General features: G+C 60.1%; 21 protein-coding genes and 1 tRNA gene. 11 read left to right on the forward strand and 11 right to left on the reverse strand.

What is annotated here, in order from left to right; translation table 11 throughout:
* Nucleotides 1–138: 138 nt before the first annotated feature.
* Both EDE09_RS27225 and EDE09_RS27230 read left to right on the forward strand, forming a co-directional pair.
* Nucleotides 139–1,317: a citrate synthase gene (locus EDE09_RS27225; RefSeq protein ID WP_245505254.1), complete on the forward strand. Its 1,179-nt coding sequence runs from the start codon at nt 139–141 to the stop codon at nt 1,315–1,317.
* Nucleotides 1,318–1,338: 21 nt separating this feature from the next.
* Nucleotides 1,339–1,857, forward strand: coding sequence for a VOC family protein (locus EDE09_RS27230; protein WP_245423028.1), 519 nt, complete (start codon nt 1,339–1,341; stop codon nt 1,855–1,857).
* 12 nt (nt 1,858–1,869) lie between these two features.
* Here the strand turns inward: EDE09_RS27230 and EDE09_RS27235 are convergent, their stop codons facing one another.
* The 9 genes from EDE09_RS27235 to EDE09_RS27275 all read right to left on the reverse strand — a co-directional run bounded on the left by EDE09_RS27235 (nt 1,870) and on the right by EDE09_RS27275 (nt 10,890).
* Nucleotides 1,870–3,306, reverse strand: coding sequence for a deoxyribodipyrimidine photo-lyase (locus EDE09_RS27235; protein ID WP_245505255.1), 1,437 nt, complete (start codon nt 3,304–3,306; stop codon nt 1,870–1,872).
* Between the two features lie 49 nt (nt 3,307–3,355).
* Entirely contained in the window at nt 3,356–4,570 is a 1,215-nt protein-coding gene (glp, locus tag EDE09_RS27240) for a gephyrin-like molybdotransferase Glp (RefSeq protein ID WP_112803697.1), read from the reverse strand.
* A gap of 2 nt (nt 4,571–4,572) precedes the next feature.
* Nucleotides 4,573–5,052, reverse strand: a complete 480-nt coding sequence (moaC, locus tag EDE09_RS27245) for a cyclic pyranopterin monophosphate synthase MoaC (protein ID WP_105374884.1) — start codon at nt 5,050–5,052, stop codon at nt 4,573–4,575.
* The gene (trpC, locus tag EDE09_RS27250; RefSeq protein ID WP_112803695.1) at nt 5,052–5,864 is read right to left on the reverse strand and encodes an indole-3-glycerol phosphate synthase TrpC; all 813 of its coding nucleotides are present in this window, start codon (nt 5,862–5,864) and stop codon (nt 5,052–5,054) included. Before trpC ends, moaC begins: the two co-directional genes overlap by 1 nt.
* A gap of 4 nt (nt 5,865–5,868) precedes the next feature.
* Complete coding sequence (trpD, locus tag EDE09_RS27255; protein WP_112803693.1) at nt 5,869–6,885, reverse strand: anthranilate phosphoribosyltransferase; 1,017 nt, start codon at nt 6,883–6,885, stop codon at nt 5,869–5,871.
* A 17-nt stretch (nt 6,886–6,902) separates the two neighbouring features.
* Nucleotides 6,903–8,786 (reverse strand): SurA N-terminal domain-containing protein, encoded by a 1,884-nt coding sequence (locus EDE09_RS27260; protein WP_132413488.1) that lies wholly within the window; start codon nt 8,784–8,786, stop codon nt 6,903–6,905.
* Between the two features lie 117 nt (nt 8,787–8,903).
* Entirely contained in the window at nt 8,904–9,821 is a 918-nt protein-coding gene (locus EDE09_RS27265) for a DUF72 domain-containing protein (protein WP_112803689.1), read from the reverse strand.
* A 58-nt stretch (nt 9,822–9,879) separates the two neighbouring features.
* Nucleotides 9,880–10,227: a DMT family protein gene (locus EDE09_RS27270; protein WP_112803687.1), complete on the reverse strand. Its 348-nt coding sequence runs from the start codon at nt 10,225–10,227 to the stop codon at nt 9,880–9,882.
* 108 nt (nt 10,228–10,335) lie between these two features.
* Nucleotides 10,336–10,890: a Pycsar system effector family protein gene (locus EDE09_RS27275; RefSeq protein ID WP_112803703.1), complete on the reverse strand. Its 555-nt coding sequence runs from the start codon at nt 10,888–10,890 to the stop codon at nt 10,336–10,338.
* Nucleotides 10,891–11,041: 151 nt separating this feature from the next.
* On the opposite strand from EDE09_RS27275, the gene EDE09_RS27280 reads away from it, so the two are divergent.
* Nucleotides 11,042–14,656: a FecR domain-containing protein gene (locus EDE09_RS27280; RefSeq protein ID WP_348631333.1), complete on the forward strand. Its 3,615-nt coding sequence runs from the start codon at nt 11,042–11,044 to the stop codon at nt 14,654–14,656.
* On the forward strand, nt 14,656–16,620 hold the full coding sequence (locus tag EDE09_RS27285) for an adenylate/guanylate cyclase domain-containing protein (protein ID WP_112803683.1): 1,965 nt from the start codon (nt 14,656–14,658) through the stop codon (nt 16,618–16,620). Before EDE09_RS27280 ends, EDE09_RS27285 begins: the two co-directional genes overlap by 1 nt.
* 12 nt (nt 16,621–16,632) lie before the next feature.
* Here the strand turns inward: EDE09_RS27285 and EDE09_RS28390 are convergent, their stop codons facing one another.
* Nucleotides 16,633–16,794 carry a hypothetical protein gene (locus EDE09_RS28390; protein WP_165924278.1) on the reverse strand — a complete coding sequence of 54 codons (162 nt, stop codon included), beginning with the start codon at nt 16,792–16,794 and terminating at the stop codon, nt 16,633–16,635.
* 99 nt (nt 16,795–16,893) lie between these two features.
* Nucleotides 16,894–16,983: transfer RNA gene (locus EDE09_RS27290), tRNA-Ser, on the reverse strand.
* 314 nt (nt 16,984–17,297) lie between these two features.
* Between EDE09_RS27290 and EDE09_RS27295 the strand changes: the two genes are divergently transcribed.
* The 7 genes from EDE09_RS27295 to EDE09_RS27325 all read left to right on the forward strand — a co-directional run bounded on the left by EDE09_RS27295 (nt 17,298) and on the right by EDE09_RS27325 (nt 24,595).
* On the forward strand, nt 17,298–18,305 hold the full coding sequence (locus EDE09_RS27295; RefSeq protein WP_162712566.1) for a septal ring lytic transglycosylase RlpA family protein: 1,008 nt from the start codon (nt 17,298–17,300) through the stop codon (nt 18,303–18,305).
* A gap of 49 nt (nt 18,306–18,354) precedes the next feature.
* Nucleotides 18,355–19,536 (forward strand): D-alanyl-D-alanine carboxypeptidase family protein, encoded by a 1,182-nt coding sequence (locus EDE09_RS27300; RefSeq protein WP_245423026.1) that lies wholly within the window; start codon nt 18,355–18,357, stop codon nt 19,534–19,536.
* Nucleotides 19,537–19,607: 71 nt separating this feature from the next.
* On the forward strand, nt 19,608–20,288 hold the full coding sequence (tmk, locus tag EDE09_RS27305) for a dTMP kinase (RefSeq protein ID WP_105374874.1): 681 nt from the start codon (nt 19,608–19,610) through the stop codon (nt 20,286–20,288).
* Entirely contained in the window at nt 20,285–21,313 is a 1,029-nt protein-coding gene (locus EDE09_RS27310) for a DNA polymerase III subunit delta' (RefSeq protein WP_105374873.1), read from the forward strand. Before tmk ends, EDE09_RS27310 begins: the two co-directional genes overlap by 4 nt.
* A gap of 91 nt (nt 21,314–21,404) precedes the next feature.
* Entirely contained in the window at nt 21,405–22,973 is a 1,569-nt protein-coding gene (gene metG / locus EDE09_RS27315) for a methionine--tRNA ligase (protein WP_280952553.1), read from the forward strand.
* A gap of 15 nt (nt 22,974–22,988) precedes the next feature.
* Complete coding sequence (locus EDE09_RS27320) at nt 22,989–23,771, forward strand: TatD family hydrolase (RefSeq protein ID WP_105374871.1); 783 nt, start codon at nt 22,989–22,991, stop codon at nt 23,769–23,771.
* A 2-nt stretch (nt 23,772–23,773) separates the two neighbouring features.
* Complete coding sequence (locus EDE09_RS27325) at nt 23,774–24,595, forward strand: MBL fold metallo-hydrolase (RefSeq protein ID WP_105374870.1); 822 nt, start codon at nt 23,774–23,776, stop codon at nt 24,593–24,595.
* Nucleotides 24,596–24,748: the final 153 nt, after the last annotated feature.

Here is a 24,748-nt window from a genome sequence, read left to right on the forward strand (position 1 = left end):
AGCCAAACGGCGCAAAGCGTGACTGTCCTAAGATCATCTGCATCTCAGAGATCCGTTCTCTCCATGGACGTGGCCTCTTTCATGCCACCTCCTTTACGAGGGAGATGATCGGACCTAGTCTTATTGACGTCAATCTTGATGCAATCGATCAATATGAACACGCTCTGGATCACCGCCGAAGAGGCGCTTGCCCTTCTCGGAACCAAACCGCAGACGCTTTATGCCAATGTTAGCCGCGGACGCATTCGCGCGAAAGCCGATTCGTCAGATCCCCGCCGCAGCCTCTACCAGCTCTCGGACGTGAAACGGCTGGCGGAACGCAACGCCGGTCGACGGCAGTCGGCGGCGGTGGCGGCAGAAACCATCCGGTGGGGCGATCCGATCCTGCCCACGACGATCTCGACCATTGCCGATGGAAAGCTTTTCTATCGCGGCGTGGACGCTGTCGAATTTTCCCGGCATGCAACGCTGGAGGAGGCAGCGGCGCTTCTGTGGAATACCGCCAGCGTGCGGATCTCTGCAGGTGGAGAAAATGAACCGGAAGCGTCTCGGATGGGATCGGCTTTCATGAGGCTCGCCGCCCGGTCTGCCACGGATCTTCCCGCATTGGGAAGAAATGCCTCGGTTCTTCGGGTTGAGGCCGCGGATGTGCTGTCGGCCTTGGCCGAAGCGCTTGCCCCGTGGCCGGAACAGCTGCCGCTGCACGATCGGTTGGCATTGGGTTGGCAGCGGCCCCAGGCAGCAGAGCTTATTCGGAAGGCGCTTGTTCTCGCCGCAGAACACGAACTCAACGTATCCGCCTTTGCAGCGCGGGTGACGGCCTCCTCGGGAGCTGCTCTTTCCGCCGCCGTATTGGCCGGGTTGACCGCTCTATCCGGCCCTCGCCACGGTGGCGCCTGGGTGAGCATATCACTGCTGGCAGAACAGGCCGCATCGGTTGGAGCGCGGGAAGCGATCCGCAGCGCATTGTCCTCGGAGGGCCTCGTACGGGCATTCGGACACAGGCTTTATCCGCAAGGCGATCCGCGCGCCAAAGCGCTGATGGCAGACCTCGATGCGCCGGAACTTTATGCCAACCTTGCCGAGGCTGGCGAAGAGATGCTCGGCGAGCCGGTGAATATCGACTTCGCGCTTGCGGCTCTCGCTGCAAAGTTCCGGCTTCCGGAAGACGCGCCGCTGGTGATTTTTGCGCTCGCCCATGCGGTCGGCTGGCTTGCCCATGCCTTGGAACAGGTCGAAAGCGGGCATCTGATCAGGCCTCGTGCCCGCTATACCGGACCCGCTATCGGCTCCCGCTCATATGGCCTGGGGGAATGAGCAGTTATAGCGGCGAGTGACGTGGCTCTGTCACGCATTTCCCGGTATCCTGACGCCGGAATCGAGGCGATCGGAATGATGACCGGCAATGAAATCAACTTGAGTTTGAGCCTTTTCGTGGAGCAAGGGCAGGAACGCTCGACCGCCGAGTTCTACAAGGCTGTTTTCGGTGCGGAAGAAGTCAATTGCTACGAGATGCTGAGGCTGCTGATGATCGAGCTGCAGCTCGGCCCGTTCAACATCGTCATCTGCGGCTCGGATCCAAAGCATGAAGCCGCCCCATCCTACAGCGGGCCATTCTATCCAAAGACGCCGGGGGCCGTCAGCACCATCTTCCAGCTTACCGTGCCTGACGTCGGCGAAATCGTGAATGCAGCCATCGAAGCCGGGGGGATGATCCGAGATCCAGTGCAAACGGATCTCCGCGACCGGGAAGTGGCGTCCATCTTTGATCCAGGCGGCCATATCTGGGTATTGATCGGGCAACCTCATGAGGCCGAGGCTAATGTTTCCGACCAGGCAGGCACGCCAGAGGGGTGAGGCATTGATTATTCAGGATCGCATTGCCCGATAGGCAGCAAGAGCTCTGTCACGGGCGAAGTCGTGACTGACAATGGGTTTCGGATAGTCCTTGCCCAGTTCGATACCCGCCTGATCCAAAACCTGCTTTGGTGCTTCAAACGGGCGGTGAATAAATTTGCGGTCGAGCTTCGCGAGCTCCGGCACATGCATCTTCACATAGTCGCCTTCGGGATCGAACTTCTCCCCCTGGAGGACTGGATTGAAAATCCGAAAAAACGGGGAGGCGTCCGCGCCTGATCCGGCAACCCATTGCCAGTTCGCAGGATTATTGGCCGGGTCGGCATCGACAAGCGTGTCCCGGAACCATCGTTCGCCCTTGCGCCAATCGATCATCAGGTCCTTGACCAGAAACGACGCGACAATCATCCGCACCCTGTTGTGCATGAAGCCGTAACGCCACAGCTGACGCATTCCGGCGTCGACGATCGGATAACCCGTCTGCCCGCGGGTCCAGGCCCGATACGCTTGCGCATCATCCTCCCACGGGAACGCGTCGAACCTGCTGTTCCAGTTGCGGTCATGAAGATGCGGAAACTCGACGAGCAGGCCGTAGCAGAAATCACGCCAAGCCAATTCGCGACGAAAGTGAGCAACGTCCGAAGATGCCGTGTGAGGCAGGCTCCGCGTGGCGTGCCAGATGCGGGCGGGCGAGATTTCACCGAACGCCAGATGGGGCGAAAGATGCGACGTGTTCTCTTCAGCGGCGAGGTCGCGACCGTCTCGATAGTTCTGCAGCTTTCGGTCGATTATGTCGGCAAGCCGCTGCTGCGCGCCCTGCTCCCCGGGGGTCCAAGCCGCAGGGAAATGCGACGCCCAGTTGGGCTTTTGCGGTAAAAGGTTCCAATCTTCCAGATCTTCAGAAGGGAGGGGGCCGGGATATGCGGAAATTCTCGATGGCGCGTCGATAGGCTCGTGCGGTTCGTCTCGCTTCTGAAGCGCGTTCCAAAAAGGTGTAAAGACGCGAAAGGCCGCACCGGCGCTCGTCCGGATCTCCAGAGGGTCGGACAAAAGCTGCCCGTGGAACGTGTGAACGGCAATTCGACGCTTTTTCAACGTCGGGACGATTTCGCGGTCCTGCGACGATCGCTCATACGCCCGATTGAAGAAGATCGACCGTGCGCCGATCCGGTCAGCCAGATCGGCGAGCACACGATCGGCCGTTCCGGACAGAAGAAGCAGATCTGTCCCGAGCGATCTCAGCGATTTTTGGAGGGTTTCCAGGGAATGATGCAGCCACCAGCTCTGCGCTGACCCAAGCGGGCCGATATTGTGGGCGGCGGGCTCACGAATATAGACCGAAACAATCGGTCCGCCGGCCTCGATGGCGGCATGAAGGGCGTGATTGTCATCAAGACGGAGATCCTTCCGGAACCAGAGGACGCTCGGGCGGGGCTCATCTGCGGGCACTGGTCGGAACTCCCTGTTCTTCCGGCGGGCGGGAATGCGCTTGGCCGGCTCAGGGCCTGATGAGAAGGATCGGGCAGGGCGCGCCCGCAGGCAGCTCGGGCGCATTCGGCGGACGGATGATCAGCCCGTCGGAATGGGCAAAAATCTTCATCATCGAGGAATCCTGCTTGTCAAAGGCCTCGGCGATCACGTTACCGTCCCGGTCCCTGGAAAGCTTTGCGCGGAGATAATCCTGCCGCTGGTCGTTGGACGGCAGCCTTCCGGCCGTAGTTCCCTCTATCTGCCGCCGTCTTTCCGGAAGGCGGGCCAGTTTTCGCACCAGCGGCTCCAGAAAGAGCATGCCGGTTACAAGGCTGGCGACCGGGTTGCCCGGCAGACCGAGTACCTGCATGTCCTCAAGCCGGCCGACCATCAGCGGCTTGCCGGGCCGCATGGCGATACGCCAGAAGTCGAGTTCCATACCTGCGTTTTTCAAGGTTGCCTGGACGAGATCGTGATCACCGACCGATGCACCGCCGAGCGTTACGAGCACGTCGGCGCGGGCGGCCCTCGCTCTTGCGATAGCGGCGGCTATATCCTCCTCGCGATCGTTGACGAGGCCGAGGTCGAGAACTTCTCCGCCATTGTCCTTCACCAGTGCGTCAATGCCGAACGTATTGGAGGCGATGATCTGCGCCGCGCCGGGCATATTGCCGGGCTGAACGAGCTCATCGCCGGTTGCAAGTATGGCAATGCGGGGCCGGCGGTGGACCGATAGCTCCGCGTAATTCATCGCCGCCGCGACGGTGACATGGGAAAAGTCCAGCAGCGTGCCTGCCGCCAGTACGGTTTCGCCCTCGCGAAAATCCTGACCCCGAGGACGAACGTGACGACCCTTCGTCACTTCGAATTTGGTGCGGATACGGTCGCCTTCGAGTTTTTCGGCATCTTCCTGGATCAATACGGCATCTGCCCCTTCCGGGACCGGTGCGCCGGTGAATATCCGCACGGCCTGGCCTGCCGCGACAGCGCCCGAAAAGGCGTGGCCCGCCGCAGCACTGCCGATCACCGTCAGTTCCGTGCCTATCCGGGGAGCGTCCGCGGCGCGCAGAGCATAACCATCCATTGCCGAAGCATCGAACGGCGGCTGTGTGAAGCGCGCCGCCAGATCGGCGGCAAGCACGCGCCCGTCGGCATCCGCAAGTGGCACGACCTCTATCGTCTCAACCGGGATCGCCTTGGCCAAAAGCCGGCTCTTCGCTTCCGAGACGGGCAAAAGCGCCATTCTCAATCTCCCGCGCGGTAGGTTCCGGATTTGCCGCCGGTCTTTTCGAGTAAGCGGATGCCGCCGATCTCCATACCTTTATCAACGGCCTTGGCCATGTCGTAGACCGTCAGGCACGCGACGGAGACCGCTGTCAGCGCCTCCATTTCGACGCCGGTCTTGCCGCTGAGTTTCGCGGTCGCGCTGACGCGAAGTCCAGGCAGCGTGTCGTCTTCGATGATCTCTACGGAAACCTTCGTCAGCATCAGAGGATGGCAGAGCGGAATGAGGTCAGACGTTTTCTTTGCCGCCATAATACCCGCAAGCCGCGCCGTGCCGATCACGTCGCCCTTCTTGGCGTTGCCGTCGCGGATGAGCGCCAGTGTTGCCGGCAGCATCCTGACATAACCTTCCGCGGTCGCCTGGCGCACGGTGTCCGCCTTGTCGCCGACATCCACCATATGCGCCTCGCCCGAAGCGCCTATATGGGTGAGGTTTCCCATTATTCGGCCGCCAGCGCGGTCTGGCCGGTAAGCAGCAGCCGGGTCGCCGCGGCAACGTCGTCCTTCCGCATCAGACTTTCCCCGACCAGGAATGTGTTGATACCGACCTTCTTCAGGCGCTGGCAATCGTCATGGGTAAAGATGCCGCTTTCGCCTATCAGCAGGCGGTCGGCCGGAACCATGGGGGCAAGCGTCTCGCTCGTTTCCAGGCTCAGCTCGAAAGTCCGCAGATTGCGATTGTTGATGCCGACGAGCGGCGAGGGGAGCTTCAGCGCGCGTTCCATCTCCACCTCGTCATGCACCTCGATCAGTGAATCCATCCCGAGTTCTGCGGCTAGGTCGTAGAGTTCGCGCGCCTCGTCGTCGGAGAGCGACGCCATGATCAGCAGAATACAATCGGCACCCCATGCCCGCGCCTCGTAAACCTGGTAGGGCTCGAACATGAAATCCTTTCGCAGAGCCGGCAAGGCGCAGGCGTTGCGCGCGGCGGTCAGAAACTCCGGCGCGCCCTGGAAACTGGGTTTGTCGGTGAGCACGGAGAGGCAGGCGGCTCCGCCCGTCTCGTAAGCCCTGGCAAGCGACGGAGGATCGAAATCGGGACGGATCAGTCCCTTGGAGGGGCTGGCTTTCTTGATTTCGGCAATCAGACCGAAAGCGCCGCTATCCTGTTTCGCCTTCAAGGCCCGGTAAAAACCGCGCGGGGACGGCTGGTCGGCGGCACGGGCCTTCAAATCGGCGAGCGGCACGCTGGCTTTTGCCGCTGCAATCTCCTCGCGCTTATAGGCTTCGATCTTCCTCAGGATATCCGCCACTGCCTTAATCCTCGTCGTTCGACACCGCGACCAGACGCTCGAGAGCGGCCGCAGCTTCACCGCTTTCCAGCGAACGGGTAGCAAGCCTCATGCCGTCGGCGATCGTTTCTGCCTTGCCGGCGACTACAAGCGAAGCGGCCGCGTTGCAGAGCGATATATCACGGTAAGCATTTTTGGCACCGCCGAGGACCGAGCGCAAGGCGGCGGCATTCGCCACGCCATCCCCGCCCTTCAGTTCAGCGAGCGTCGCAGGAGTAACTCCGAAATCCATCGGCGTCAGTTCGAAGGAGTGGATCTTCCCATCTTCAAGCGCAGTGACCTGCGTGATGCCTGTGGTGGTGATCTCGTCCATGCCGTCGCCGTGTACGACCCAGACGGTTTCGGAGCCAAGATCCCGCAGCACCTCGGCAATCGGTTCCAGCCATTTCGGCGCAAAGACGCCTAGAAGCTGACGCCTTGCGCCGGCAGGGTTGGAGAGCGGTCCAAGCAGGTTGAAGATCGTCCGCGTGCCGAGTTCCACCCGGCTCGGCCCCACATGGCGCATGGCCGCGTGATGCATGGAGGCAAACATAAAGCCGATGCCGGCCTGACTGATGCAGCGGGCAATCTGATCCGGGCCGATTTCGAGATTGACGCCGAGCGCCGACAGCGTATCGGCCGCGCCGGATTTCGAGCTCAAGGCTCTGTTGCCGTGCTTGGCGACGGGCACGCCGCAGCCTGCGACGATTAGCGAGGCAAGGGTGGAAATGTTGTAGGTACCGGTACCATCGCCACCCGTGCCAACGATGTCGATTGCGTTGTCGGGCGCTACGACGGGCAGCATCTTTGCCCGCATGGTGGAGACCGCTCCGGCGATCTCGGCGACGGTCTCTCCGCGAACGCGAAGAGCCATCAGGAAGCCGCCGATCTGCGAGGGCGTCGCTTCGCCCGACATCAGGATATCGAAGGCTTCGCGCGCTTCTTCGCGCGTTAGACTTTCGCCGTTGGCGACCTTGGCGATGAGGGGCTTCAGCTCAGGCATACCCGAATCATCCTTTGTTACTGGAGCATGACCTGATCGACCACGGTCTGATTGACCGAGACGCCATAGGTATTCTTGAGGCTGTTGACCATCTGGTCAAGCATATCGTCGCCCGCCGACTCGGCCATCCGCTGCAATTGTTCATCGCCGGAGAGGGCATCGGTCGTTGCCTGGTCGATTGCCGTGACCTTCAGCAGCAGGCGGCTTTCGCCATCGGCTCCGAGCGCGGTCGCAGTCGTGTCGACAGGGCCCGAGAAAGCCGCGGCAATCGCCTCGCCGCCGAAGATTGCGTCCTCGGCGCCACGGCGCAGGCCTTGCTTGGTTTCGACCGCCAGGCCGAGCTCTTCGGCTATCGCGGCAAGGGTCTCGCCCTTGTCGAGACGTCCTTTCAGTTCGTTTGCCTTTGCGGCAAGCGCCTGGCGCTGCTGCTCGGCCGTCCAGTCGGCAACCGCTTTGTCACGCACGTCGGCGAGCGGACGTTCGCGTTCGGGGGTGATATTGCGCACTTCGAACCAGACATAGCCGTCATTGCCGACGCTGACCGGAATCGTATCGGCGCCTGGCTCTGTGCGGAAGACTTCGCCCAGCAACTGCGTGGAAGCCGGAAGATCGGCGATACGCTGCTCCTGCTCGTTGCGCCCGGACGCGTCGGCAGTGACCGTCACGACCTTCAGACTGAGCGCCTTTGCGGTTTCCTCAAGCGACGTGCCGCCGCTGCGCATGTCTTCGAAGCGGTCGTGGACGCTCAATACCTCCTGCGACGCCGTGCTCACCGACAGCTGCTTCCGAATCTCTTCCTTGACCTCGTCGAAGGAGCGCGTCGTTTCCGGGCGGATATTGGTGACACGCAGGATCACCGGTCCGAAGGTTCCCTGGACAACCGGCGTGGTGCCCCCAGCCGAAGCGACCTTGAAGACGGGATCCGCAAATGCGGCGTCGGGGAGATTGTCCCTGGTAAAATCACCCAGCAGAACGTCGGCGCTGTTCTTACCCTGATCGGCGATCAGCTGATCAAACGTCGCAGTACCATCCTTGAGCTGCGTTGCGGCGGCCTCCGCCATTTCCTTGTTGGGGAAGGGGAGCTGCTCGATCGTGCGCGTTTCGGGCGTCTTATAGTTGTCCTTGCCCTTTTCGTATTGGGCGCGAACCGCGTCGTCCGTCACCGAGGACGCATCGGCGATGTCAGCGGGCTGCAGCTTTACGTAAGCGAAGCTCCGATATTCCGGGGCGCGATACCGCGTCTTCACACCTTCGAACCATGCTGCGAGCACATCCTCGGCCGGCGCCTTGACCGGATCGATATTGGCGTTGGAGAGCAGGAGATAATCCACCGAACGGGTTTCATCGCGGTAATGCTTGAGCGCTTCCACGAGAACCTGCGGCGGCTTGAACCCGTCCGAGACCGCCTCGACCACCTGGCTGCGCACGGCGACCTTGCTGCGCTCCTTGATATAGTCGTCCTCTCGCAGCCCGGCATTGCGTAGGCGCGAGGTGAAGAGGTTGCGGTCGAACTGGCCGTTGACGCCCTTAAAGGCCGGATCCTCGGAGATCAAAGTGGCGAGACGATTTTCGGACAGGCCGAGATTCATGTCGTCCGAGAGCTGATCGAGGGCAGCACCGGCGGCAAGCTGGGCAAAGACATCGTTCTGGACGCCGAAGGCGCGGGCCTGTTCGGCGGTAAGCTGCATGCCGAACTGACGGCTCAGATTGGCTATCTGGCGTTGATAGGCAAGACGGAATTCCTCCGTCGAGATTTGCTGATCTCCGACCGTCATCACGGTGTTGCTGCTGGTCGTCAAAAGGGAACTGGAAACACCCCATATGCCGAAGGAAACGACCAGAAGCAGGAGGAGAGCCTTGGCAACCCACGAGCGGGCGGCGTTTCTGAGGGAATCAAGCATCGATCGACATACCTTGTGAACAGTCAGGCCGCCTTGTCAGGCGGTTTGAAGGACTGTCTCTAAATCAAACCGAGACGGAAATGAAGGCATGGAGATGGAAAAGCGAACAGGCTGTGCTCAGGCGCGTTTAAAGCCTTTCGGGCGAGAGGCCACGGACCCCGAATTGAGGCGGACGGCAAGCGATTCGGCATCCCGCGGCGCACGAACCTTCACATCATTATCGAAGTAGACATAGACGTCGCGCCCGTGCGCACGGGACGGCGAGGGCGGCAAGACACGTTGAGCCTCTTTCGGATCGCGGCCCTTTACCCATTCAGCGACCAGATGCGCCCAGCGGTCGAGCGCCTCGTCATCATAACCACTGACATACAACTGTTCGGAACCGTGGAGCCGGCAATAGACGAAATCAGCCGTCAGATCCATCAGGAGCGGCCAATCCACCGTATCCGCCACAACCAGACCGATCCGATAGCGGCGCAGGAGATCGATAAAATCGGGCGAGCGAAAGCTGTCGTGGCGGATTTCCACAGCGTGACGCATCGGCCGGCTCTCATCCGTCTCGACATAGGCTCGGTCGTCGAGACGAGCATCATGCCGCCCCGCCAGATCACTGGCTTCATCGGTATCTTTGGGCAGCAGTTTGAAGAAAGCTTCGAAACGGTCGGGGTCGAATTTCAACCGGGGCGGAAACTGCCATAGGATCGGCCCCAGTTTCTTTCCGAGCCGAAGGACGCCGGAGGCCAGGAAATTGGCCAACGGAGTCTCGATGTCCTTGAGGCGCCGCATATGCGTAATGTAACGCGAACCCTTGACGGCGAAGACGAAATCCTCAGGCGTGGCGTCATACCACGTGGCAAAGCTGCTGGGACGCTGCAGACCATAAAACGTGCCGTTGATTTCGATCGAACGAAAATGCTCCGCCGCATAACTCAGCTCTTGTTTCTGCGGCAGCCCCTCGGGATAGAAAACCCCGCGCCAGGGTTTGTAGGTCCAGCCCGAGATACCGATCCGGATATCGCCTGAATGCTTTCTCATCGCACCACCTGAGGTCACGGTGGCCCAACGCCCCATCGGTGCGAGAGTTCCGGAGCGGCTACTTCGTAAAGATGAAGAAGGCGCCGAGAGCGATGAAGCAGAAACCGAGGATCTGCTTCCAGTGGATCGGCTCGCCGAGATAGAGAACTGAAAAAATAACGAAGACGGAAAGCGTGATGATTTCCTGGATCGTCTTCAGCTGCGCCGCATTGAAATAGCCGTAGCCGATCCTGTTTGCCGGAACCTGGGCGCAATATTCAAAGAAGGCGATCCCCCAGCTCACAAGGATCACAAGATAAAGCGGTCTGTTTTCGAATTTAAGGTGACCGTACCAGGCGAATGTCATGAAGACGTTGGAGAGGATCAAGAGGCCGATGGTGGCAAAAGGGACGGCAGTTGAAGGCATGTAGCGAATCCGTGACGCGTGGAGATACTCACGCCAACCATGTCCGACACGCAAAGACAAGCGCGTTCGCCAGGATTGGCAGCCTTGCATGGCAGCCGTCGGCAAAGGTCAATTCGCGTTCTGGCTGACCAGCAACAGCAATACATAGGCAAGGACTGTAAACATCAGGCCCCGGAAGGCATAGGAGACGAACTTGTATTTCTGCGTGGCGATCAGGGAGAGCACGTCGGCATTGTCCAGATACTCATTAAAGAGGTAGCCGACATCGCTGCGTTGCGCCGCCTGCTCGAAAAGCGGCCGATGGTTCGGCCATGTGCCCCAGAAAAGCGACGTGGATTTCTCAACCCGCCGTGGCAGCACTACAAGAATAGCAGAAAGAATCGAGAAGACGGACGCAAGGGCGAGCGCGGCGGAGAGAATAATTTCTGCCCATTCTCCTTGCATATAGCGCGTCAGATTAAATACGCTTCGGCCTTCCGCAGATGAAACCAAGAAAGCCAGCATGAAAGTGAATATGTAGGCAGCCTTCTGATCGGATATTTTGATCTGGTCGTAATAGACGTCATTTATCTTGCGGACGTGATTGAAATATTCCTCGGTGACCTCGCCGGTCGCCATAGGCATCTCAAGCATCTCGGTCGGTGCGCTGTCGAAGTCACTCAAGTCGATCGTCCCTGCCAAAACTGTTTCCCTGTTAATACACTTTGCGGGGAAAGCAATCCGGCAGCGGCGCCTCTACCTTGACTCCCGACATATTTATCAGCACTGGTGAGGCATGTTGGGGGATTTTAAACGACTTTATATTGCAGCCGTTGTGCTGCCTATACTTGCGGCTGCAATACCGGCTCCCGCATGGGCGGAACCCGTTGCGCGCTCGGCTCCGGCAGCCGGAGCAGTCATAGCCCGCAAAGCGGGCGAGGAAGTCCGTTTCATCGACCTGTCAAACTGGCAGGTCGTCGACCTCAAGCAGGACCTGCTGACGGGCGACGTTCTGCGCACCAACGCGGCGGGTCAGCTGGCGATCGTCTTTTCCGACCGGACGCAAGTGCGGCTTGGCCGCAACTCGTCGCTGGTCGTCAAGCAGATGACGGCCGGAACAAGCGCCGACACCATTCTGGAGCTGCAGTCAGGCACCATCTGGGCGCGCGCCGAGCGCGGCGGCCCGGGGGTGCGGGTCGAAACACCCGCGGCAGCGGCAGCGATCCGCGGCACCGACTGGACGATGACCGTCAATGGCAACCAGACCTCGCTTCAGGTTCTCGAAGGCCAGGTGGAGCTCAGCAATCCGCAAGGCAGCGTCGACGTGCGGCAGGGCGAGGGGGCCGTCGCCTCGATCGGGCAGGCGCCCAGAAAGGTCGCGATCGTCGAATCCGATGACCGCGAGCAGATGCTCTTCTACCTGCCGCCGCGTGAAGCGTTCGAGCGCATGCCGCCGTCCGCGCAGCCGGTCGCAGAGATGCGCCGGCAGGCGGACCGTATCCAGGCCACAGCGCCGGAAAGGCGCAGCATCGACGACTGGGTGACGCTTGCCGAAGCGCAGCTTGCGCTGGAAGGCCGGCAACGGACCAAGCAAACCCTGGCGATATTGGAAGGAAAACCGCTCTCCTCCTCCCAGCAAGCGCGCGTGAACCTGATCAAGGCGGTGATTGCTGCCTCCGAGACGCGGTATGCAGAGGCGGCCAAGTTGTTCGCCCAAGCGGAGCGCGGGCTGGACAAGAAACGGCGCGGCATTGCGCTCTACGGCGGATATTACGCCCGATCGCTGGCCGACCCCAGCCGGGTCGAGAGCCTGCCGAAACATGTTGGCGGGCCGGATGGAGCATTCCTGCATGCCTATGCGGTCGGGTTCCTGCAGGATTTCAAGGGAGCCATAAAGGTTCTGGCAGATGCGGAAGAACAGTATCCGGACGATCCCGAACTTCCCGCCTATCGCGCCTGGCTTGCACTGCTTCTAAACGACCGCGAACAGGCCTTGGAGGCAATGAACAAGGCGCTGTCGATCGACCCGCGCGAACCGACCGCACTCGAAATCCGCGCCCATTACAAGTCGGGGGTTCAGGGCGACATAAAGGGCGCGCTGGCGGACATTGAAACAGCGCTCGAGGTCACGCCCGGCAGCAGCACTGCGTTGAATGTGCGGGGTACGCTTCATTCCGAACTCGGTGCGGACCGGGAGGCGGAAGCCGACTACAGGAAATCCATCGAGCTCGACCCGGAAGATCCGGTCGCGCGGACCAATCTTGCCGTGTTCTACCTGGAACACGGCCGGGTTGAAGACGCAAAACGTGAGCTTGATTTGGCCCTCAAGCTCGATCCGACGCTTGGTCCGGCGCTGGTGGTGCGCGGAATGTACTACCTGCAGACGGGCCAGCTTGACTTGGCAATCGATGACCTTTTGGCAGGAACGGTTTCGAACCCGAGCCATTCTCAGGGTCAGCTCCTGCTGGCGGCGGCTCATTACGAAAAGGGGGATCGTATTCCCGCCGCGCAAGCGCTCGACAATGCCGATCGTCTCGATAACAACGACCCGGTAATATCCGCGGCACGCACGGCGATTGCAATCGACAACTACGATTCCGAAGGCGCGATCCGACATGCGCAGGAATATGTAAGACGCTCACAGGCGCGGGGTGGCCACTACAGCTCGCTCGGCGCCAATCAGCAGGCAGGCTCCACCCTGAACGACGCTTTCCGTTTTCAGGGCATGAATGCCTGGGCAGAATATTACAGCGACGCCGTATTCGATCCCTTCGCCGGGACTGCTTATATCGACCAGAGCATCCGCGGCAGCGCCGACATTCTCGCCAACGACTATTCTCCCGGCACGGACATCTTCAACAATACCACGAACGGTCAATCCTTCTCGGCCTTCCTGCAGGGCCTGATGCTGGAGCCGCACGTCATTTCAGGCCGCTCGCGTTCGGCAAATCTTCTCCGTCGCCCCTTCTTCGAGGGCTCTATCGGCGGCGGCATAACCGAGGCAAACGGCGAGCTCGGCTATGTCGCCGAAGGTGACATCCAGGGCTACAGCAACCTGCCGTTCCCAATTAGCTTCTACGGAAACCTGAAATGGGAGACAGTGCCGGACAGCCGGGATATCGGCGCTTTGACGGACTTGAACGTGGACAACAAGATTTTGGGTGGGAACGGATATCTGACGGCCAGTCCGACGCCATATGATCGATTTGTCCTGTATTTTAGTCGGGGGTACACCGATTTCTCCCGGGGGTTTCAATTTGAATCGGCACCGGGTGTTGTTACAGCGGACAGCATTGACATTTCCGCCACCGCCACCAGCGGCGGCATCGGCTGGAGCCATACCTTCGCCCACGAGAATATTCTTAATGCTGGTCTGCTCTTCAATGAGCAGAAAAGTAAAAGCGACCTCCTAAGCGAGACTCTATTGGGCGGGTTGCCGGTCTTGACCACGTTGACAACCAATGAAGCCCGCAAACAATCATATATTGCAGCGATCAATCACAGCATCGGACTGGAAAACTTCGCCCTTCGATACGGAATTGAGGGCGGGTGGGTCGACACCTTTCAGTCGCAGAATTTTTCTCTCGTGGTCCCGCCCTTTCCGGGTACGCCAATTGAGGATTTTGAAAGAAGCGGCGTCAGCCGTATTTACGCGGACTTGCTTCATGAAATATCGGCTGATTTCAAGGCCGAATATGCATTGTTCGGCTCGCTTATTGCGGATGACACAACCGAGGTCTTCAGGCTGGACCCACGGGTTGGAATTGCTTGGTCGCCCTTCGAAGGTCAATGGTTGCGCGCCGGCTTTATCCGAGACAGCTTTGATTCGACCATCCCCACGTTGTCGCCTATCGGCGTCGTCGGTTTGCAGCCGAATCAGCTTTCTATCGATCCGAGCGGCTCCGTGGACACCTATGCGTTCAGATGGGATGCGGAGTGGACAGACTATTTCTTTACCGCCGCTGAGTTCCAGCACCAGGATGTGCGCGACGCCAGCATCTCCATCCCCTTACAGGCAACGACGTTCGACACCGGGCGCGGGACGATTGATAGGACGAGCCTCAACGCTAACCTCCTCCTTGGAGGTGGATTCGGTTTGTCTTCAACGATAATATACACCGATACCGACGATAAAAGCACCACGCCAGCCGCAGGAGGGCAGCTGCCTTATGTGCCCGAGTGGGCCGGGCAGGCCGCACTCACCTGGGTCAATGAAGCCAACTTGAGGGCTACGGTAGCCGCAAACTACGTAGGTGAACGCGTCAACGAGACCGGCCTCGAGCTCGATGACTATTGGACAATCGATGCCGGCCTGACCTGGGAGCCGTTTGACAAACGGTTCAAACTGGAGCTCGCTGCCTATAATCTTCTAGACGAAGATATTCAATTGAACGGGAATACGCCCGGCTGGGGGCGGGTCTTCAAGGGTACGCTTACGGTCCGTTTCTGATGGCCAGCCGGCAGATATCTTCGTTGACCACATCACGACTACTTTCGTCTCGCCGCCTGCAGGTCGTCGTTTTGGCAGCCTTCGCCCTCGTGGCGGTGGCGCTGGTCGCAAAGCTTCCCGGCTGGCCGCTGATCGACTACCGCGCCTTCGATTATCTGTCTACGATGGGCGCACCGCCACTGCCGAAGGATGGGCCGATCATCGTTGCCATCGACGAGCCGTCGCTTTCGGAGATCAACGTGCAATGGCCCTGGCCACGCAGCCAGCACGCCAAGTTGATTTCGGCTCTCCGTGCAGCAGGCGCGAAGGTGATCGGCCTGGACATCATTTTTTCCGAACCCTCGACACCGGAAGAGGATGAGACGCTTGCGGCAGCGCTCGGTCCGGATGTGGTCCTTGCCGGCGACGAGACGCTGGTGACGTCGGATCAGGCCGACCAGTTCATTCGCGTCCTGCCGCTGCCGTTGTTTTCCGATAAATTCGCGCTGACCGGCATTGCCTCGGTCGGGCTGCACCGTGACGGCGTCCTGCGCGAAGTGCCCGCTTATGACGACGGGTTTGCGGCGATGGTCGCGACCGCAGCCGGGGTTGATGCGGAGCTGCCGGAAGGGGTCGGTCTGATCCAGACATTCGGAGGCCAAAGAACCTATCCGACCGTCTCCTATTACCAGGCACTCGATCCGGAAAACTTTCTGCCGCCGGGGATTTTCAAGGACCGCATCGTCATCGTGGGTCTCAGCCTGCAGAACGCGCCTTCGATCGAAAACGGCGGGGCAGATGCCTTTGCGACATCCTATACCGTTCACACGGGCCGGTTGACCGCGGGCGCCGAAATCCAGGCGACCGTTTTCGACAACCTCAGGCTCAGGAGCTGGATCGAAGAGGCCGAAGGGCCGGCAAAGCAGAGCATCCTGTTTTTCGCGGTGTTGTCGGCGGTCGTACTGGTGTGGAAGGGGACCGGCTGGCGCACTGTGGCAGTCGGGGCAACCGCAATCGTCGTCCTCTTCGCAGTCAGCTATCTGGCGCTGCGCTTCGGCCGCGTGTTCATCCCACCCTTGGCGCCTTCTCTTGCATTCGTCGGTATCGCTGCAGGGCAGGCGACGCTTGACTACGCCCAGGAGCGGAAGAACCGCCGGCAAATCACGCGCGCCTTTTCGCAATATCTGGCGCCGGCGCTGGTTGACCAGCTTGCCCGCGATCCATCCAGGTTGAAGCTCGGCGGCGAAAAGCGGGAGCTTTCGATCCTTTTCTGCGACGTCCGCGGCTTCACGACGATTTCGGAACAGCTCAAGGACGATCCCGAGCAGCTGACCGCGCTGATCAATCGCCTTCTGACGCCGCTCTCCGATATCGTCCTGTCGCATTCGGGAACGATCGACAAATATATTGGCGATTGCCTCATGGCTTTCTGGAACGCCCCTCTGGACGATCCGGCGCATGCGGCCCATGCGGTCTCTGCCGCGCTCGACATGCTGGAATCAATGGAGGTGCTGAATGAGGATCTCAAGGCGGAGGCCGAGGGCGCCGGCAGAACCCATTATCCGCTCAGGATCGGAATAGGCATCAACACCGGTGAATGTGTGGTGGGAAACATGGGTTCCACCAGCCGTTTCGACTATTCGGCTCTGGGCGACACGGTCAATCTGGCGGCGAGGCTCGAGGGCGCATCGAAAGCCTATGGCGTATCGCTGCTGCTCGGCGAGAGGACGGCGCGCGCGGTGCGCGAAGCCTTTGCCGTGCTGGAACTCGACCGGATCACGGTCAAGGGCAAGACGGAAGAATCGCCCGTCTTCACCGTCACACGCAAATGTTCTGAAGGTGCGCTCGCCGCACATCAGCAATTCCTGGAAGCGCATTATCGGCGAGATGTTGGCAGCCAGCAGCAGTTGGCGCCAGACCTGATGCGCGATATCCCCGAACTCAGAGCCTATTACGAACGGGCGCTTCAGTCAGGCAGCGCCTGACGGAGGCTATGCTCAGTGGACGGTGTCGAGGCGGATTTCGTCTTCGAGCGTGCGGAACGCTTCGTAAAGCGCCTCGACCAGGATATCGGTCAGCTTGTCTGCGTCGTTATCCTGCAGGAACAGCGCGATCGACTGTTCGGAGGGCTGAGTAAAGGAAGTTGTTTCGTTCGACATGTCATTGTCCCCAAATTGCGGCCGGCATCATTCCGGTTAAGGAGACCATAGAAATCGTGGCTTGCGCCGAACTGGACACGGGGCATCGCCATCATGATATGGCGGAAGAGGTGGGATTCGAACCCACGGTACGGTTTCCCGCACGCCGGTTTTCAAGACCGGTTCCTTAAACCACTCGGACACTCTTCCACTGGTGGGGCTTTATAGCCTGCGGGCTTACGGCGTCAACCTTTGGCCGCTGTGAAACCGGTTGGCGAACGACAATGGCTCTTCGTCTATCCGGCTTTTCGCCCCTTCCAGGGCATTACTATTTACCGAGAGTTAACCATACTGCGTAGAACTTTAATTATTCCACAGTTTTCGTTCGCATTTTCGCCACGTTGCCAGCAAAACTAGAACACCATTGGTTCGCGGACATAGGGGTATGTCCCGAACCGGTTCAGTGGCCGGCAAGGGCAGGGTGGTGACGAGGACCATCATCTGCCTGAGGCGGTGAAGGCGGCATGGGACGGACGGGTTTGGGTTTGAGTGGCGGCAAGCTTTCGCTCAGTGCGAAATGGCTCGGGATAACGATGGTCTGCCTCGGTATGGCTTCTTGTGCCACAACCGAGGCCCCAAAGAAGAAGCCCCGCAGCAAGGAATATTTTTCGGAAAAGGAATACGGCGTCAAGGCGAGCCCCAGGGTGGTTGCCGACGGCAGACCGGTGCCGAAGGGTGGCGGCCGCTTCATGGTGGGCCAGCCCTATCAGGTAAAGGGGCAGACCTATGTTCCGAAGGAAGATCCGAACTACAGCAAAAGCGGTCTTGCTTCCTGGTACGGCTCGGCCTTTCACGGGCGCCTGACCGCCAATGGCGAAGTCTACGACAGCGCCCATCTTTCTGCAGCCCATCCGACCTTTCCGCTGCCGAGCTATGCCAGGGTCACCAATATCGACACCGGATCTTCGGTGATCGTCCGGGTCAACGACCGCGGACCTTATCATCCGGGCCGCATCATCGACGTTTCGGGCAAGACGGCCGAACTTCTCGACATGAAGCGGACGGGGACCGCCAAGGTCAATGTCCAATATGTCGGCCGGGCCCGTATGGACGGCCAGGACATGCCATTCCTGATGGCCTCGTACGTGCGCAAGGGTGATCGTCTGCCGTCGATCAGGCCGGAAGGGCAGATCGCAACAGGCGTCATGGTTGCATCCAATCAGCCACTCCGCGAGCAGCTTCAAAGCTACGGCTCGGCAATGCCCGCATCCGTCGCACTTGCCGGACGCACGCCGAGCGGGCCGGCTCCCGTATCCGCCGCTCCGCAGGCGTCCCAGGCATTCGATCAGGTGGCCGTATTGCCCCAGATCGGACCTGTTCCTGCCGAACGCCCATCGGGCTACGGAGTGAGCCGCCAAACGGCGACGGTCGCTGCCGCATATGTAACCGAGCCGCAAGCAAAAGCTCCGCAGGTCATGTTCGGCAATGTCGTCCTGGAATCTGCAAGGCCCACTCAAAAGCCCGTGCGTTGAAATCCTAGCCGATTGCCCGTCACGAAGGGCGCTGATAGGCATAGGTGAAATGACCTGCGGGGTAATGATGCGGCGGCTGATCCTTCTAGTCCTTATCCTCCTCGGCGCTGTCTCTTTTGCGAAGACAGCAGGCGCGCAAGAGCCCGCGCCAGCCTTCGTCACCAAAGCAAAGCAGATATATCTGGTGGAGGCGAAAACCGGAACGGTCCTGCTTGCTTCCAATGAGAACCAGGGCTTCCCGCCGGCGTCACTTGCGAAACTGATGACGATGGAGGTCGTCTTCAGCGCCATCAAACGCGGGGAGCTCAGCCTCGACAGCGTCTATCCGGTCAGCGAATACGCCTGGCGCACAGGCGGGGCACCATCCGGGACGACAACCATGTTCGCCGCGTTGAAGTCGCAGGTGCCTGTCAACGCCCTTATCAGAGGCGTCATCGTGCAGAACGCCAACGACGCCTGCATCATCCTTGCCGAAGGCCTTTCCCGTTCCGAGGGCGAGTTCGCCGCCCGGATGACCGCCCGAGCGCGGGACCTCGGCCTCACCCGTTCCGTCTTCGGGAATTCCACCGGACTGCCTGGCGTAGAAAACCGCACCACGGCCCGCGACCTCGTCGAACTCTCGCGGCATATCTACCGCAGTTATCCGGAATTCTACCCGCTCTATTCGCAGCCGGATTTCGAGTGGAACAAGATCTTCCAGCGTAACAAGAATCCCCTGTTGGGATCGAATATGGGCGTCGACGGCCTTGGCGCCGGTTTCGCCGAAGGCTTCGGCTATGCGCTGGTCGCCTCGGTGCAACGGGACGGCACACGGCTTTTCCTGGCCATAGGCGGGCTTGCGAGCGACAAGGAGCGGCTCGAGGAAGCCCGAAGGGTTCTAGAATGGGGGCTTTCCTCCTTTGAGACGAAAGTCCTTTTCAAACAAGGCGAGGTGATCGGCCAGGCGAGCGTCTATGGCGGGACGTCGCGATATATCGATCTCGTCGCCAGGGAGCCCGTTGACATCTATTTGGGGACAAGCAATCCCGAAAGGCTCTCGGGCCGCATCGTCTACAAATGGCCGCTGCGGGCGCCGGTCGCCGAGGGCCAGGAGGTTGGTGTCCTGAGGATTTCCGCGGGCGATCGGGTGGTGCGGGAGGTGCCGCTGGTTACGGCTCAATCTGTCGGGACGGGAACGCTGACGAGCAGAGCAACGGATGCGCTGCTGGAACTGATGTTCTTCTGGCTTTAATTGATACACTTATTTCGCGGCGCACCCATTTGGGCTATAAGTGCCCCGTGAAGATGAGTGCGGAAATACGCGTGGCAGAACATTCCGGATTGTTCGTGACTTTCGAAGGCGGCGAGGGGGCTGGCAAATCCACCCAGATTCGCAGGCTCGCAGATCAGCTGCGCCGACGCGGCCATGACGTGTTGGTAACCCGCGAGCCAGGAGGATCACCGGGCGCCGAAGCCGTGCGGCATGTGCTCCTGTCGGGTGCTGCCGAGGAGTTCGGCGTACGCATGGAGGCAATCCTCTTCGCTGCCGCTCGAAACGATCACGTGGAAGAAGTCATCCGGCCAGCGCTGGAAAGCGGCGCCGTCGTGCTCTGTGATCGCTTCATCGACTCCTCGCGGGTCTACCAAGGTGTGACCGGCAACCTTGAATGGGATTTCATCGAGAGGCTGCAGCGGATTGCGATCGACGGAGTGATGCCAGATTGCACCTTGATTCTCGACCTGCCGGCGGAAATCGGGCTGAAGCGCGCCCGCAAGCGCGGCGCCGGCAATGCTCCCGACCGCTTCGAGCGCGAGGAGATCGAGACCCACGAGAAGCGTCGGGAAGCTTATCTGGAGATCGCAGAGGCAGAGCCGGAGCGCTGCCACATCGTGAATGCCGAGCGCTCTGAAGAAGAGATCGCGGACGAGATTTTCGCGGTGGTGGAACCGTTGGCGCGCGAACTCGGCTTTACCCATTCGAGCAGCGCGGAATCGGTCGGATGAGCGAAGAAGCAGTCGGCATCCTCGACGGCGCACTGCCGCCGGCCCGCAATCCGCATCTTTACGGACATCGCGCGGCCGAGGACTTTCTGGCGCGCAGCTACCAATCCGGCAAAGCTCACCATGCAATCCTGATCGAAGGGCCGGAAGGGATCGGAAAGGCTACCTTGGCTTTCCGGTTCGCCAACCACGTGCTCGCCCATCCGGATCCGGCGACGGCCCCCGGCCATATCGCCGACCCCGATATCGATTCGCCGGTGAGCCGTCAGCTCGCCTCCGGCGCCTCACATAATCTTTTGCATTTGACGCGTCCCGTCGACGAGAAAACCGGCAAGGCAAAGACGGCGATCACGGTCGACGAGGTTCGAAGGGCGGGACACTTTTTTTCGCAGACATCCGGTACCGGGAACTGGCGGATCGTCATCATCGATCCGGCCGACGATCTCAACCGCAATGCGGCAAATGCCATCCTCAAGATCCTTGAGGAGCCGCCCCGGCGGGCTCTGTTCCTGGTGCTTTCCCACGCGCCCGGGAAACTGCTGCCGACAATCCGCTCCCGGTGCCAGCCTTTGAGGCTGTCGCCTTTGGGAGAAAACGACCTCTCACGGGCGCTGGCTGGCCTCGGCATGCCGCTCGATGGAGGCAAGACGGAAGAGACGGTGCTGTCGCTGTCCAAGGGCAGTGTTGCGCAGGCATTGAAGCTGCTGAATTACGGCGGCACGGAAATCATCGCGGCGTTCGACGAAGTAATCGCGGCGGAAGGCGCGACGGCCCGCAAAGCGATGCATCGGCTCGCAGATGTGCTGTCCGGCAAGGAGAGTGAAGTGATCTTCGGCTTTTTCGTGGAACATCTGAGCGACCATCTTATCGCGCGGGCACGCGATGCGGCGCTGGCCGGAGACCTCGCAACCGCTGACCGGCAGGCCAAGCTCGTCAGCAATATCGGCGAAAAGATCGCCATCGCGCAGACCTACAATCTCGACCGGAAGCAGACCATTATTTCGATCCTTGACGCTGCGCGGCAATAACCAGGGCATGAGGGGCGGAGACACTTGCAAGGAACTTTGTGTTTCGCATCCGCGAAACATACGCTAAGAGCGGCATCAACTCTTTTTCAAAGTGTCCGAGTGCTTCATGTCCGACAAGACGCCTTATTACATCACCACCGCGATCTCCTATCCGAACGGCAAGCCGCATATCGGGCATGCCTACGAACTGATCGCGACCGATGCCATGGCGCGTTTCCAGCGTCTCGACGGCAAGGACGTCTTCTTCCTTACCGGTACGGACGAGCACGGCCAGAAAATGCAGCAGACTGCGCGCGCCGAAGGCATCTCGCCGGAGGCGCTGGCGGAGCGCAATTCCAGCGAATTCCGTCAGATGGGGAAGCTGTTGAACGCGTCCAACGACGACTTCATCCGCACCACCGAACCGCGTCACCACGAGGCGTCGAAAGACATCTGGAACCGGATGGCGGAAAACGGCGATATCTACAAGGATACCTATGCCGGCTGGTATTCGGTACGCGACGAAGCCTATTACGCCGAGGGTGAAACCGAGGTGCGCGACGGTGTGCGTTATGGACCTCAGGGGACGCCGGTCGAATGGGTCGAGGAGTCGAGCTATTTCTTCAAGCTGTCGGCCTATGGCGACAAGCTCCTGAAGCATTATGAGGAGAACCCGGATTTCATCGGCCCCAACGAGCGCCGCAACGAGGTGATCTCCTTCGTGAAATCCGGCCTCAAGGACCTGTCGGTTTCCCGCACCACTTTCGATTGGGGTATCAAGGTACCGAATGATCCGGCGCATGTGATGTATGTCTGGGTCGACGCGCTTACCAACTACATCACCGCAACCGGCTATCTGGAGGACAAGAGCGGTCCCCGTGCCAAATATTGGCCGGCAGATGTGCACATCATCGGCAAGGACATCATCCGCTTCCATGCAGTCTACTGGCCGGCCTTCCTCATGTCGGCGCAGCTGCCGCTGCCGAAACGTGTCTTTGCGCATGGGTTCGTTCTGAACAACGGCGAGAAGATGTCTAAGTCGCTCGGCAACGTCGTGGACCCGTTCGAACTCATCGAAAAATTCGGGCTCGACTATCTGCGCTACTATCTCTGCCGCGAAATCTCCTTCGGCCATGACGGCAATTGCAACGAGCAGCTGATAGCCGCTCGGGTCAATGCCGACCTCGCCAATGGCATCGGCAATCTCGCAAGCCGGTCTCTCTCGATGATCGTCAAGAATTGCGACGGCAAGCTGCCGGAGCCGGGCGAATTGACGGATGCCGACAAGGAATTGGTGGCCGCCGCCGACGAGATGCTCGCAACCTGCCGCGCAGAAATGGACAAGCAGGCCATTCACCGCGCCCTGGCGGCGGTCATTGGAGTGGTCTCGGAAACCGACCGCTATTTCGCCGCGCAGGCGCCATGGGTGCTGAGGAAAACAGATCCGGCGCGGATGGCTACCGTGCTTTACGTTACGGCCGAAGTCGTGCGGCAGATCGCAATCCTGTTGCAGCCGTTCATGCCGGAGTCATCGGCGAGGTTGCTTGATCTGCTTGCTGTCGCTTCAGACGGCCGCAGCTTCGCGGCGCTCGGCGAAACCGGTCGCCTGAAGCCGGGAACCCTGCTCGAGGCACCGACACCGGTCTTTCCGCGTTATGTGGCTCCGGAAGCGACTGCCTGAGGTTCAAGGCTTATCATGCTGATCGATACACACTGCCATCTGGATTTTCCCGATTTTGCAGAAGAACGCGATGCGATCATCGCGCGGGCCCATGAATCGGGCGTAAAGCAGATGGTGACGATCTCAACCCGGGTGCGGAAACTCGACGGATTGCTCGCAATAGCCGAGAGATACCCTTCCGTGTTCTGCTCGGTCGGAACCCATCCGAACAATGCCGGAGACGAACTCGACGTCCAGACGGAGGACCTGGTTCGTCTTGCGAATGCCCACCAAAAGATCGTCGCGATCGGCGAGGCCGGCCTCGACTATTTCTACGATACCCAGACACCCGCTGACCAGAAGACCGGCTTGATCCGGCATATTGCTGCGGCACGTCAGACCGGACTGCCGCTGGTCATTCACAGCCGCAGCGCCGATGACGACATGATCGAAATTCTGACGACGGAAAGCGGGAAGGGGGCGTTTCCCTTCATCCTGCACTGCTTCTCGTCAGGTGCCGAACTCGCCCGCACGGGCGTGGAGCTCGGCGGCTATGTCTCGTTTTCCGGCATTCTGACCTTTCCCAAATCGGAGGATCTGAGGGAGATTGCCAAAAGCGTGCCGCTCGACCGGCTGCTGGTCGAAACCGATGCACCTTATCTGGCGCCCAAACGCTGGCGCGGCAAGCGCAACGAACCTTCATACGTGGTCAACACGGCCGAGGTTCTCGCTGAATGCAAGGGCGTCAGTTACGAGGAGATCGCGCGGATCACGACGGAGAACGCATTGCGCATTTTCTCCAGGATGCCGAGGCTCTGACCGTGGCTCGCTATCGCCGGCGCTTCACCATCCTCGGCTGCTCCTCGTCGCCCGGCGTTCCGCGGTTGAATGGAGACTGGGGCGCCTGCGACCCGAGCAATCCGAGAAACAGGCGTACCCGTGCCGCCTTCATGGTCGAACAGATCGCGCCGGATGGCGGCAGCACGGTCGTCGTGGTCGACACCGGGCCTGATTTTCGGGAGCAGATGATCGCCAATCGCGTCCAGCGCGTCGATGCGGTTCTCTATACCCATGCCCATGCCGACCACCTGCACGGTATCGATGACCTGCGCGGGTTTTTCATTCTTCAAAAGCACCGCATTCCGATCTATGCTGACCCGTTCACCATGGAGCGTATCAGGCAGGGGTTCAGGTATTGTCTTGAAACTCCACCAGGTGGCAATTATCCGCCGATCGTCCAACCCGTGCTCATTGAGACAATGGACGAGCCGATCATCATTGACGGTCCCGGCGGGCCGATCCGCTTCCTGCCCCATATGCAGGTCCACGGCGACATCAATTCGCTCGGCTTCAGGATTGGCGGCGTGGCGTATTGCAGCGATGTAAGCGACTTTCCGGCAGAAAGCGTCAGCAAGCTCGGCGGTCTCGATGTCTTGATCATCGACTCGCTGCAGTACCGTTATCATCCAAGCCATCTCTCGATCGATCAGGCGCTTGAATGGATCGCGCGGCTAGCGCCAAAACACGCGATCCTGACCCACATGCACATTCCGCTGGACTACGAAACGGTGATGGGCGAAACGCCGCCGCATGTGGAGCCAGCCTATGACGGCCTGGCTTTCGAGGTCGAAATCGATCTCTGATCGCAACCCACTTCTTTGATACCTTTTAGTTCCATAATCTATCTTATGTGATCTTTGTATGTAGAGGCTATTTAGTAATGCGACAGTTGGGCCAGTTAGAGATGCGACAGTCTCGCCTCTCGACGCACTGGTCAAAGCCAACGTTGGGAGCAA

It is taken from the genome of Neorhizobium sp. S3-V5DH, from assembly GCF_004343065.1.
GTDB classification, from domain to species: domain Bacteria; phylum Pseudomonadota; class Alphaproteobacteria; order Rhizobiales; family Rhizobiaceae; genus Neorhizobium; species Neorhizobium huautlense.

Coding starts and splice junctions, on each gene's coding strand:
- EDE09_RS27225 (WP_245505254.1), top strand. CDS start 139: ATGCAATCGATCAATATGAACACGCTCTGGATCACCGCCGAAGAGGCG.
- glp (WP_112803697.1), bottom strand. CDS start 4,570: ATGGCGCTTTTGCCCGTCTCGGAAGCGAAGAGCCGGCTTTTGGCCAAG.
- moaC (WP_105374884.1), bottom strand. CDS start 5,052: ATGGGAAACCTCACCCATATAGGCGCTTCGGGCGAGGCGCATATGGTG.
- trpD (WP_112803693.1), bottom strand. CDS start 6,885: ATGCCTGAGCTGAAGCCCCTCATCGCCAAGGTCGCCAACGGCGAAAGT.
- EDE09_RS27260 (WP_132413488.1), bottom strand. CDS start 8,786: ATGCTTGATTCCCTCAGAAACGCCGCCCGCTCGTGGGTTGCCAAGGCT.
- EDE09_RS27265 (WP_112803689.1), bottom strand. CDS start 9,821: ATGAGAAAGCATTCAGGCGATATCCGGATCGGTATCTCGGGCTGGACC.
- EDE09_RS27270 (WP_112803687.1), bottom strand. CDS start 10,227: ATGCCTTCAACTGCCGTCCCTTTTGCCACCATCGGCCTCTTGATCCTC.
- EDE09_RS27285 (WP_112803683.1), top strand. CDS start 14,656: ATGGCCAGCCGGCAGATATCTTCGTTGACCACATCACGACTACTTTCG.
- EDE09_RS28390 (WP_165924278.1), bottom strand. CDS start 16,794: ATGTCGAACGAAACAACTTCCTTTACTCAGCCCTCCGAACAGTCGATC.
- EDE09_RS27295 (WP_162712566.1), top strand. CDS start 17,298: ATGGGACGGACGGGTTTGGGTTTGAGTGGCGGCAAGCTTTCGCTCAGT.
- EDE09_RS27300 (WP_245423026.1), top strand. CDS start 18,355: ATGACCTGCGGGGTAATGATGCGGCGGCTGATCCTTCTAGTCCTTATC.
- EDE09_RS27310 (WP_105374873.1), top strand. CDS start 20,285: ATGAGCGAAGAAGCAGTCGGCATCCTCGACGGCGCACTGCCGCCGGCC.
- EDE09_RS27320 (WP_105374871.1), top strand. CDS start 22,989: ATGCTGATCGATACACACTGCCATCTGGATTTTCCCGATTTTGCAGAA.